Source organism: Clostridium nigeriense (genome assembly GCF_900086595.1).
In the GTDB taxonomy this organism is placed as follows: domain Bacteria; phylum Bacillota; class Clostridia; order Clostridiales; family Clostridiaceae; genus Clostridium; species Clostridium nigeriense.
Map to the genome: position 1 here is coordinate 961,624 of NZ_LT575472.1, position 12,422 is coordinate 974,045.

The following is a 12,422-nucleotide window of genomic DNA, read 5'->3' on the forward strand; positions in this document are numbered from 1 at the left end:
TCAAGATATCAAATTAGCTATTATATTAGTAAAATTTTTCATAAGGAATCAAGATTCTAGATAAAATAAATATAGTTCCTACTAAAAGTAGGTCAACATAAATATATTATTTGTATAATTTTCAATAATATGGTACTTGTATTACTTTATATATCGATCTTATAGAATAGTCTTTAGGTGTAATAATTTCTAAATTAATTTGCAATACTATTTGATGAATATTAATAATCTTTTTCATATAATTATTATGTGCAAAAAGGTGGTTTAAATTAATTAATCCACCTTTTTATCGGGTAGTATCAAAATTTATTTTGATACTAGCACATTTTTTATTAATAATCATTTATAAGGATATTTTTATTTTATATCATTAAATATATAGTCTCTCATTTGTTGCTTAGCAGTTTCTCTATCGAAGGTTAAGTAATAAGTTCCATTAATCATGGCACCTTCACTATAACCATCTCTCGGAAATCTATCTTGTTCTAAGTTATTTCCAATACTAAGTACCTTAGTGCCTAAAGAGAGTATATCACCTGCATTTAAGTTAGTTTGTACATATGGTAAAACTTCATTTAATAATGAGTTATAAGAAGCTATTGAAGTAGAAGTTATTTTATTAAATAAAGCTGCAAGTACAGTTCTTTGTCTTTCTGTTCTCTTATAATCGCCACCAGAAGTATATCTTATTCTAGAATAAGCAAGAGCTTGGGTTCCATCTAAGTGTTGGACACCTGCAGAAGTTATATGAGGTGAGTTTGTTCCATCTTTTTTATTAATATCATTTATATAACTATTTATATATTCTAATTCTTCGTTAGTAATTTCTATATCAACTCCACCTAGAATATTAATTATTATAGGAAGAGAAGAGAAGTTTACAGAAACAAATTCCTGAATATTCAATCCAAAGTTTTCATTGATTGTTTTAATAGCAAGTTCAGGACCACCATAAGCATAAGCATGGTTTATTTTATCATCTCCATAGCCATCTATATTAACATACGAATCTCTCATAATAGAAGTTAGCTTAAGTTTATTATGAACAGGATCTAAAGTCGCTACCATAATTGAATCAGAACGGCCTGCTTCTCCATCAGTAGCATCTACTCCAAATAAAGCTATATTTTTTATTTTACTGGCATTATTATAATCTTTAAATTCATCTTCAATAATTCCTAAATTATCTTGATTTAATTTAACGCTATCCATCTTATTTAATAGACCTATAAAATATCCTCCCCCAATTACTGCAAAAGCTAGTAATACGCATAGGAATCCTATAAATATTTTAAAACCAAAAGATTTCTTTTTTTTCTTTTTTTTATGGATGCCTTTTTCTATACGTGACATTAATTACACTCCCTTTCAAACTAATATTTTATCATAGAACGCCTATCTCTTTCAATTAAGTAATATAATTGTAAGAAATAATTATATAATATATAGTTTGTATTTAATATAATTGAGTTATATAATAAATAAGAAAACTTTTAGTAGAAAGTATATGATTGAAAGGATGATAGAAATGAAGAAAATACCTTTTTCTCCTCCAGATATTTCTGAAGCAGAAATCAATGCAGTAGTGGAAGTATTAAAGTCAGGATGGATTACTTCAGGACCTACTTTAGCAAAGTTTGAGGAAGAATTAGCTGAATATTGTGAAGCAAATAAGGCAGTGGCATTAAATAGTGCAACAGCAGCTATGGAGCTTGTGCTTAAAGTGCTTGATATTAAGGAGGGAGATGAGATAATAACTACTCCTTATACATATACTGCAACTGCAAGTGTAGCAATACATAGAGGTATAAAGCCTATTTTTTGTGATGTCGCTAAAGATTCATTCTTTATGGACTATGATAAAATGGGAGAGTTAATAACAGAAAAAACAAAGGTAATTATGCCTGTAGATTTTGCAGGAATACCTTGTGATTATGATAAAATTAAATCTGTTTTAAAGGAAAAAAATAGAGAAGATATAGTGATTTTAGTAGATTCAGCCCATTCTTTTGGAGCAAAGTATAAGGGACATAAAGTTGGAGCTCAATGTGATTTTCATAGTTTTTCTTTTCATGCAGTTAAGAATTTTACTACTGCAGAGGGTGGAGCTATCACATATAATGATAATAACTTTGGAGGAAGAGAAAATCTGTTTCAAGACTTTAAATTTACTGCCTTACATGGACAATCAAAAGATGCCTTATCTAAGATGAAAGCAGGAGCTTGGGAATACGATATAATTACAGATGGATTTAAATGTAATATGACAGATATAAATGCTGCTATTGGTAGGGTTCAATTAACTAGATATGAAGATATGTTAAAGTACAGAAAAGAAATATTTGACACCTATACAAGTATATTAGAGAAGGAGGATTTCTCTATAATTCCAGTAACTGAATATGGTGAAGGAACAGAAAGTTCATATCATATATATCCATTAAGAATTAAGGGATTTAATGAAGAAAAGAGAAACTTACTTATTAAGACATTAGGTGAAAAGGGAATATCAACTAATGTTCATTATAAACCACTTCCAATGTTTACACTATATAAGAATTTAGGATATAAAGTTGAAGATTACCCAAATGCATATGCTCAATATGAAAATGAAATATCTCTTCCAGTTTATAGTACTTTAGATTTAGAGGATGTAAAATATGTAGCAGAAGAATTAGTAAAAGAAGTAAAAAATATTTTAAATAAGTAATATAGTATTTAATATAGATTAACTTTAATACAGTTAATCTATTTTTTTATTAAATAAGTATTAAGAATTTGAAAATATTATATTTTTAAAATAAATACTGTAATAAAATTATATTAAAAAGTTTATATATATTTTGAATTGTGATAAAATGAAAATGTTAGTTTTCTAGAAATAAGAGTATAAAGGAGAGTATAACTATGAATATACCTTTAATAGATTTAAAAGCTCAATATGAATCATTAGCTAAAGAATTAAATGAAGCTACTTTAGGAATATTATCGTCAGCTAATTACATAATGGGTAAAACGGTTTTAGATTTTGAAAAAGAATTTGCAAACTATATAGGAGTTAAGCATGCAATATCAGTTGGAAACGGAACTGATGCACTAGTACTTGCTTTAAAGGCTATGGGAATAGGAAAAGGTGATGAAGTTATAACTACTCCATTTACTTTCTTTGCAACAGCTGAAGCAATATCATCAGTAGGAGCAACTCCAGTATTTGTAGATGTAGAAAAAGAAACTTTTAATATAGATGTAACAAGAATTGAAGAAAAAATAACTTCAAAAACAAAGGCTATAATGCCAGTTCACATATTCGGTCAAAGTGCAGATATGGATGAAATAAGTGAAATAGCTAAGAAGCATAACTTAAAAGTTATAGAAGATGCTTGTCAGGCTATAGGTGGAAAATATAAAGGAAGAAAAATAGGAGCCTTAGGAGATGTAGCTTGTTTTTCATTTTTCCCAACTAAAAACCTAGGTTGTGCTGGTGATGGTGGAATGATAGTTACAGATAATGATGAAATTGCAACTATTGCAAGAGCTCTTAGAACTCATGGAAGTGGAGAAAATGGGCAAAAGGCTTATAACTTACTTAACAATATAGAAGAAGAAGTTCAAAGTGTAGAAGGAGCTAATGATACAGTTTATAATCCTCTTAAATATTATAATTATTTAATTGGATACAACACAAGATTAGATGCAATTCAAGCAGCAATTCTAGCTGTTAAAATAAAAGAAATAGATAATTGGAATGCTAAGAGAAGAGAAATAGTAAGTATTTATAATGAAGCTTTACAAAATAATGATTTAGTAACTCCAGTAGCAAAAGATTATAATGAACATGTTTATCATATGTATATATTACAATCTGAAAATAGAGAAGCAGTTATAGCAAAGCTAAAAGAAGCTGGAATAGCAACAGGAGTTTATTATCCAGTGCCATTACACCTTCAAAAGGTTTATAAAGATTTAGGATATAAAGAAGGAGATATGCCAGTATCAGAATACTTATCTCATAGAACCTTCGCAATTCCTGTATATCCAGAGTTAACTAAAGAACAAATTGATTATATAATAAGTAAATTAAAATAACAGATTCCAGTATGTTTAGGAGGAAAAACAATGTCAGTTTTAAAGGACCAATTATTAGAAAAAATCAATAATAAAACTGCAAAAGTTGGTGTAGTAGGATTAGGTTACGTTGGATTACCTTTAGCAGTTGAAAAAGCAAAGGCTGGATACGAAACTATAGGTTTCGATGTTCAAGATAAAAAAGTAGAAATGGTTAATAAAGGCCAAAACTATATTGGAGATGTAGTTGATGCTGAATTAAGTGAATTAACACAAAAAGGAATACTAAGAGCAACTACTGATTTCAGTTTTATAAATGATGTAGATACAGTATGTATTTGTGTTCCAACACCACTTGATTTATATAAACAACCAGATTTATCTTATGTGGTAAATTCAACTAAGAATGTTGCTAAATATCTTCACAAGGGAATGATAGTAATTCTTGAAAGTACTACTTATCCAGGAACAACAGAAGAGGTATTAAAGCCTATTCTTGAAGAAAGTGGATTAAAATGTGGAGAAGATTTCTTCTTAGCATTCTCACCAGAAAGAGTAGATCCAGGTAACAAGCACTACAACACTAAAAACACTCCAAAAGTTGTAGGTGGATGCACTGAAGAATGTACTGAAGTTGCAGCTGCTTTATATGAAAATGTATTAGAAGGAGAAATCCATAAGGTTTCTTCACCAGCAGTAGCTGAGATGGAAAAAATATTAGAAAATACTTTTAGAAATATAAATATAGGTTTAGCAAATGAAATGGCTATTCTTTGTAACAGAATGGGAATAGATGTGTGGGAAGTTATAGATGCTGCTAAAACTAAACCATATGGATTTATGCCATTCTATCCAGGTCCAGGACTTGGTGGACACTGTATACCACTAGATCCTTTCTATTTAGAATGGAAGGCTAAAGAGTATGATTATCATACAAAACTTATTGAAACATCAGGAATCATAAACGATTCTATGCCAGACTTTGTTTTAGAAAATATTATGAAAATATTAAATAAGCAAAAAAAGGCTTTAAATGGTTCAAAAGTATTAGTTATGGGATTAGCTTATAAGAATGATATAGATGATTATAGAGAATCACCATCATTTAAAGTAATAGAATTATTAGAAAAGAATGGTGCTGAAGTTATAGTTAATGATCCTTTCTGTGATACTGCAAAATATAAGAACAAAACTTATTATTCAGTAGATTGGAAAGAAGTTATAGATGATTCTGATATAGTAGTTATAACTACTGGACACACAGCTTATGACTATGAAGAAATAGTAAATAGAGCAAAAGTGGTTTATGATACAAGAAATGCAACTAAGAATGTTGTAAACAATAGAGAAAAGATTTATAAATTATAGAATAGAAGTGTTAATGAAAGTGAGGTCACTATTAATGAGTGATTTAGTATCAATAATTACCCCAACTTATAATTGTGGTAAATTTATTGAAGAAACTATAAAATCAGTTATCGATCAAAGTTATGATAATTGGGAAATGATAATTGTTGATGATTGTTCAACTGATAATACAAAGGAAGTAGTAGAGAAATATATAAATAATGATAAGAGAATTAAATATTATTTATTAGAAGAAAACTCTGGGGCTGCCGTTACAAGAACTAAAGCAATGGAACTAGCAAGTGGAAATTATATAGCTTTTTTAGATAGTGATGATTTGTGGATGAGAGATAAATTAAAAAATCAATTAGATTTTATGAAAAATAATAATTATGCTTTTTCTTGTACAGCTTATGAGCAAATTGATGAAGTAGGCAATCCATTAAATAAGGTTATTAAAACAAAGTTAAAAACAGATTATAATGGTATTTTATTAAGTTGTCCTGTTGGAAATTCAACGGTAATGTATGATGTAGATAAATTAGGTAAATTTGTAGTTCCTAATATTAGAAAGAGAAATGATGATGCTTTATGGCTACAAATTTTAAAAAAAGAAAAATATATCTATGGGATGCCAGATATATTAATGAAATATAGAATAAGAAGTAACTCTATCTCTAGTAATAAAATTGAATTAGTAAAATATCATTGGAAACTATATAGGGAAATTGAAAATTTATCAATTATAAGATCAGCATTTCATATATGTTATTGGGGAGTATTAAAGACTCTGAGGATTAAATAGGAGGATATTAAAATGAAAATAACAGTTGTGGGAATTGGTTACGTTGGGCTTTCTAATGCTGTATTATTGTCACAAAATAATGAAGTAATTGCATTAGATGTAATACAAGAGAAAGTTGATATGGTAAATAAGGGGGAGTCTCCTATAGTAGATGCTGAAATTCAAGATTACTTAACTAATAAAAAGTTAAATTTAAAAGCAACTACTGATAACTATTTAGCTTATAAGGATGCAGAATATGTAATTATATCTACACCTACAAATTATGATCCTGAAAAAAATTATTTTGACACAAGAACTGTAGAAGCTGTAATCGAAAGTGTTTTATCTATTAATCCAGAAGTAATAATGATTATAAAATCAACGATTCCAGTAGGATATACAGAAAAGGTTAAAAAGAAGTTTAATACCAATAATATTATATTTTCTCCTGAGTTTTTAAGAGAAGGTAGAGCTCTATATGATAATCTTTATCCTTCAAGAATAGTAGTTGGAGAGCAATCAGAAAGAGCAAAAATATTTGCTGATTTGTTATTAGAAGGTGCTATAAAAAAGGATGTTCCTGTACTTTTTACTAATTCTACAGAGGCTGAATCTATAAAGCTATTTGCAAATACTTTTTTGGCAATGAGAGTAGCATTTTTTAATGAATTAGATTCATATGCAGAAATTAGAGGGCTTAACACTAAGCAAATTATTGATGGAGTTTGTTTAGATCCTAGAATAGGAAATCATTATAATAATCCGTCTTTTGGATATGGTGGATACTGTCTTCCAAAGGACACCAAGCAACTATTAGCAAATTATGCAGATGTGCCTCAAAATATAATGACAGCAATAGTTGAAGCTAATAGAACTAGAAAAGATCATATTTCTGATATGATATTAAAGAAAAATCCTAAAATAGTAGGTATATATAGATTAACGATGAAAATGGATTCTGATAATTTTAGGCAATCAGCTATTCAAGGTGTTATGAAAAGAATAAAGGCCAAGGGCGTAGAGGTAGTAGTTTATGAACCGGCTTTAAAGGAAGATAATTTCTATAATTCTAAAGTAATTAGAAATTTAGATGAATTTAAATCTATATCAGATGTTATAGTTGCAAATAGGATAACTGATGATATATCTGATGTGATAAACAAGGTTTATACTAGGGATATATTTAGTAGAGATTAAAGGAGGCGGTTAATAACTAGTGTGTATAGTTATTAACCGTTTCTAATATATGCTAGGGGTGGCTATTATGGAAAAGGTAGTGCTTATAGGCGCTGGTGGACATTGTAGAAGTGTTTTAGATTCTTTGTTAGAGCTAGAAACTTATGAAGTGGTTGGTATAACTGATACGAAAAATAACTTTGAAATAATGGGAGTAAAAGTTATAGGATCTGATGATATATTAGAGGAATTATTTGATTCCGGAGTTAATAATGCCTTTATATCATTAGGGTCTATTGGAAATACTAGTATTAGAAGAAATATATATAACAATTTAAAGAAGATAGGATTTAAGTTACCTACAATAATTGATAAAACTGCAATTGTATCAAAATATGCTATTGTAGAAGAAGGTGTTTTTATAGGGAAGGGAGCTATTGTAAATTCTAACGCTTATATTGGAAATAATGCTATAATAAATTCTGGAGCAATTGTAGAACATGATTGTAAAGTAGGGGAATTTGTACATATAGCTCCTGGTACAACTATGAGCGGTGGAGTATACATAGGAAGTAATTCACATATAGGCACTGGAGCTAATATAATACAAGGAATTTCTATTGGAAAAGATTGTATAATAGGCGCTGGAAGTGTAGTAGTTAAAAATATTGAAGATAATAGTAAGGTTTATGGTAATCCTGGAAGGAAGGTGTTCTATGAGTAAAGTTTTTATAATTGCAGAAGCAGGTGTTAATCATAATGGTAGTATAGAAATTGCTAAGAAACTTATAGATGAGGCAGCAAGATGTGGGGTTGATGCAGTTAAATTTCAAAGCTTTAAGGCTAAGAATCTAGTTACTAAGGCTGCAAAGCAAGCCGATTATCAAAAAAATAATATGGGGAAAGAAGTTTCGCAGTATGAGATGTTAAAGGCTTTAGAGTTAAGCTATGAAGACCATAATGAATTAATAAACTATTCTAAGGAAAAAGGAATAATGTTTTTATCATCTCCTTTTGATTTAGAAAGTATAGATATGTTAAATAATCTTGGGATAGAGATTTTTAAAGTGCCTTCTGGGGAGATAGAAAATGTTCCTTACTTAAGGAAAATAGCTAAAACGGGTAAGAAAGTTATATTATCTACTGGAATGAGCAATTTGTCAGATATAGAGTTTGCATTAGAAATTTTAAGGGGATCTGGAGCAAATGATATATCAGTGCTTCATTGCAATACTGATTATCCAACAAAGATGAAAGAGGTTAACTTAAGGGCAATGAATACTATAGGGAGTGCTTTTTCAGTTGAAATAGGATATTCGGATCATACAAAAGGTATAGAAGTACCTATTGCAGCAGTTGCTCTAGGAGCTAAGATAATAGAAAAGCATTTTACTTTAGATAGAAATATGGAAGGGCCAGACCATAAAGCAAGTCTAGAACCTAATGAATTGAAGAATATGGTAGATGCTATAAGAAATGTAGAAATTGCTTTAGGGAATGGTATTAAGGCTCTAACAGATTCTGAAAAGAAAAATATTAAAATAGCAAGGAAAAGTATTATTTCGAGTACTAGTATAAAAGCAGGAGAAATATTTACTGAAGATAATTTAACAATAAAGAGGCCAGGAACAGGTTTATCACCTAAAATGTGGGATGAAGTATTAGGTAAAAGGGCTAAAAAAGATTATTATGTAGATGAGATGGTGGAATTATAATGAAGAAGGTTTGTGTTGTAACAGGTACTAGGGCAGAGTATGGGTTATTGAAGCCTCTAATTGATAAAATTAATAAGGATAATGATTTAGAATTGCAATTAATTGTAACTGGGATGCATTTATCTCCCGAGTTTGGAATGACCTATAATGAGATTATAGATGATGGATATAAGGTAAATGAAAAAATTGAAATATTATTAAGTTCAGATACTCCTGTTGGAATATCAAAATCTATGGGATTAGCTACTATAAGTTTTGCGGAAGCTTTTGAAAGATTAAAGCCTGATATGTTAGTTGTTTTAGGTGATAGGTTTGAAATATTTGCAGTTTGTAGTTCCGCAGTTGTTGCAAAAATTCCAATAGCTCATTTACATGGTGGTGAAACTACAGAAGGTGCTTTTGATGAAGCTTTTAGACATAGTATAACCAAAATGAGTTATTTACATTTTACTAGTACAGAAGAATATAAAAAAAGGGTTATTCAATTAGGGGAGAATCCCCAAAGAGTGTTTAATGTTGGAGCAATTGGAGTGGAAAATATAGCTGAAATGGAGCTCATGTCTAAAGAAGAATTAGAGAAAAGCATAGGCTTTGATTTAGGAAATTGCTTTTCATTAGTTACCTTTCATCCGGTAACCCTTGAAAATAGTACATCAGAAGAACAAATTAAAGAACTTTTAAATGCATTAGATAGTGTTGATGGTATGAAGTATATAATTACTAAAGCGAATTCTGATAGTGATGGAAGAATTATTAATAAGATTATAGATGAGTATTGTGTCAATAATAAGGAAAAAGTAATAAGTTTTACTTCGATGGGATATAAAAGATATCTTAGTGCTATGAAGTATTGTGATATGGTAATTGGAAATTCATCAAGTGGTATAATTGAGGCTCCTTCTTTTAAGAAAGCAACTATTAATATAGGAGATAGACAAAAAGGTAGAACTCAAGCTAAGTCTATTATAAATTGTAAACCAATAATAAATGAAATAGTTGAGAGCATTAATTATGCTAAAAGTGATAAATTTAAAGATGTGTTAAAAAATGTAATTAATCCATATGGAAATGGTGAAACTTCTGAGAAGATTATTATAGAAATTAAAAAAGTATTAAATAAGCCAATAGATATTAAGAAGTCCTTTTATAATATAGAGTTTTAAATTATAATAGTATATATATTTTATGTAACATAATATGATAGATAATGTGGTGATATAGTGAATATAGATAACTTAAAAATAAAAAAAGAAGTTAACATAAGAGAAGCCATGAAAAAATTAGATGCAGGTGCAAAAGGAATACTTTTTGTAGTATCTAAAGATGATGAGTTAATAGGAACTCTTACAGATGGGGATTTCCGCAGATGGATACTAAAGAACGGTAACATGGAAGAATCAGTTGAAAATGTTATGAATAAAAATCCTATTTACTTAATGGAAGGTGATGTTAATTCAGCTGATGAAGTAATGTTAGAAAAATCCATAACAGCAGTTCCAATAATTAATTTAAATAGGAATATTTTAGACGTTAAATTTTTAAATAAAAATGTCCTTATTGAAAATAAAAATAGAACATTACAAGATATTCCTATAGTGATTATGGCAGGGGGATTGGGAACAAGGTTGTATCCATATACTAAAATATTACCTAAGCCTCTTATACCAATTGGTGATACCCCAATAATTGAAAGGATTATAGATAAGTTTTGCTTGTATGGTGGTAAGGATTTTTATTTAACTGTTAACTATAAGAAAAATATGATAAAATCCTATTTTAATGAGTTAGATAAGGAGTATTTCATTAATTATGTAGAAGAGGATAAACCGTTAGGAACTGGTGGAAGTTTAAGTTTATTAAAGGGTAAAATAGACAAAACTTTTTTTGTTTCAAATTGTGATATATTAATTGAGGCTGATTATGAATCTATATTAAAGCATCATAAGGAGAAAGGATATAAAGTTACTGTTGTTTCTTCAGTTAAAAACTTCCAAATACCTTATGGAGTTTTTAAATTAAATGAAAGTGGAAATATTAATGAAATTGTTGAAAAGCCAGTATATACTTTTCTTATAAATACAGGAATGTATGTTATAGAACCGGAAGTATTAAATGATATTCCGGAAGGAAAATTTTATAACTTACCTGATATTGTAGAAGAATATATGAATAGTGGAGTACCAGTAGGGGTATATCCGATAAGTGAACAATCATGGATGGATATGGGTCAAATTAGCGAAATGAAGGAAATGGTAGAAAAAATAGAAAATAAAGAGAAAAATAATAACTAGGAGTGAAAAAAATGGACTTAAAAGGAAAAAAAGTTCTTGTAACAGGAGCAGAAGGTTTTATAGGAAGTCATCTTACAGAGAGATTAGTAGAATTAGGCGCAGATGTAACAGCGTTAGTACAATATAACTCTTTTAATAACTGGGGATGGATTGACACCTTTGATAAAGAAGTACTAAATAGTATAAGAGTTGAAACTGGAGATATAAGAGAATTAGATGGAATGAATAGAATAATTAAGGGGCAAGAAGTAGTTTTTCATCTTGCTGCATTAATTGCAATTCCATATTCATATCTTTCACCAATGGCTTATGTAAGAACTAATGTGGAAGGAACAACAAATGTTTTAGAAGCTTGTAGAAATCATGATGTTCAAAAGATAATACATACTTCAACTTCTGAAACTTATGGAACGGCATTATATGTTCCAATAGATGAAAAACATCCTATGCAAGGTCAATCGCCTTATTCAGCTTCCAAAATAGGAGCAGATAAAATGGCAGAAAGTTTCTATAGATCATTTAATATGCCAATTGCAACTTTAAGACCTTTTAATACTTATGGACCTAGACAATCTGCAAGAGCGGTTATTCCAACTATAATATCACAAATTTTAGCTGGAAAGAACGAAATAAAGTTAGGTAGTTTAACACCAACTAGAGATTTTAACTTTGTGAAAGATACTGCAGAGGCTTTTGTAAAGGTAGCAGAATCAGATAAAACTATAGGGGAAGTAATTAATGCGGGTTCTAATTATGAAATATCAGTTGGGGACACTGTAAAGAAGATTATCGATATTATTGGAAAAGATGTTAAGATAATTTGTGATGAAGATAGAATAAGACCTGAAAAAAGTGAAGTTAATAGATTATGGGCTGATAATACTAAAATAAAGGAATTAACAAATTGGGTTCCTAAGTATTCAATTGATGAAGGATTATCCGAAACAATAACTTGGATAAAGGAAAATATGAGATATTATAAACCAGACATCTATAATGTTTAATTAAGTATTTTAATATTAGAGATTATCTTAAATTTTA

At 29.1% G+C, this 12,422-nt stretch carries 11 protein-coding genes; 10 read left to right on the forward strand and 1 reads right to left on the reverse strand.

Annotation, left to right across the window (positions count from 1 at the left end; all coding sequences use genetic code 11):
* Positions 1-357 precede the first annotated feature (357 nt).
* Positions 358-1,353, reverse strand: coding sequence for an LCP family protein (locus BN6774_RS04735; protein ID WP_066890563.1), 996 nt, complete (start codon positions 1,351-1,353; stop codon positions 358-360).
* A gap of 175 nt (positions 1,354-1,528) precedes the next feature.
* Here BN6774_RS04735 and BN6774_RS04740 point away from each other — a divergent pair, with 175 nt between their 5' ends.
* The 10 genes from BN6774_RS04740 (at position 1,529) to BN6774_RS04785 (ending at position 12,385) form a co-directional block, all read left to right on the forward strand.
* Positions 1,529-2,710: a DegT/DnrJ/EryC1/StrS family aminotransferase gene (locus tag BN6774_RS04740; protein WP_066890565.1), complete on the forward strand. Its 1,182-nt coding sequence runs from the start codon at positions 1,529-1,531 to the stop codon at positions 2,708-2,710.
* 197 nt (positions 2,711-2,907) lie between these two features.
* Complete coding sequence (locus BN6774_RS04745) at positions 2,908-4,086, forward strand: DegT/DnrJ/EryC1/StrS family aminotransferase (RefSeq protein WP_066890568.1); 1,179 nt, start codon at positions 2,908-2,910, stop codon at positions 4,084-4,086.
* A gap of 30 nt (positions 4,087-4,116) precedes the next feature.
* Complete coding sequence (locus tag BN6774_RS04750; protein ID WP_066890571.1) at positions 4,117-5,433, forward strand: nucleotide sugar dehydrogenase; 1,317 nt, start codon at positions 4,117-4,119, stop codon at positions 5,431-5,433.
* Between the two features lie 34 nt (positions 5,434-5,467).
* On the forward strand, positions 5,468-6,217 hold the full coding sequence (locus BN6774_RS04755; protein WP_066890575.1) for a glycosyltransferase family 2 protein: 750 nt from the start codon (positions 5,468-5,470) through the stop codon (positions 6,215-6,217).
* 12 nt (positions 6,218-6,229) lie between these two features.
* Positions 6,230-7,396, forward strand: a complete 1,167-nt coding sequence (locus BN6774_RS04760; RefSeq protein WP_066890577.1) for a nucleotide sugar dehydrogenase — start codon at positions 6,230-6,232, stop codon at positions 7,394-7,396.
* Between the two features lie 67 nt (positions 7,397-7,463).
* Complete coding sequence (locus tag BN6774_RS04765; protein ID WP_066890580.1) at positions 7,464-8,099, forward strand: acetyltransferase; 636 nt, start codon at positions 7,464-7,466, stop codon at positions 8,097-8,099.
* A complete protein-coding gene (gene neuB, locus BN6774_RS04770; protein WP_066890582.1) occupies positions 8,092-9,090 on the forward strand; it encodes an N-acetylneuraminate synthase in 999 nt (332 codons plus the stop codon). The genes BN6774_RS04765 and neuB overlap by 8 nt, the downstream gene beginning before the upstream one ends.
* Positions 9,090-10,253 carry a UDP-N-acetylglucosamine 2-epimerase gene (gene neuC, locus BN6774_RS04775; RefSeq protein ID WP_066890585.1) on the forward strand — a complete coding sequence of 388 codons (1,164 nt, stop codon included), beginning with the start codon at positions 9,090-9,092 and terminating at the stop codon, positions 10,251-10,253. Before neuB ends, neuC begins: the two co-directional genes overlap by 1 nt.
* 57 nt (positions 10,254-10,310) lie before the next feature.
* Complete coding sequence (locus BN6774_RS04780) at positions 10,311-11,381, forward strand: nucleotidyltransferase family protein (RefSeq protein ID WP_066890588.1); 1,071 nt, start codon at positions 10,311-10,313, stop codon at positions 11,379-11,381.
* A gap of 11 nt (positions 11,382-11,392) precedes the next feature.
* Positions 11,393-12,385, forward strand: a complete 993-nt coding sequence (locus tag BN6774_RS04785) for an NAD-dependent 4,6-dehydratase LegB (protein ID WP_066890591.1) — start codon at positions 11,393-11,395, stop codon at positions 12,383-12,385.
* The last annotated feature ends 37 nt before the right edge of the window (positions 12,386-12,422 follow it).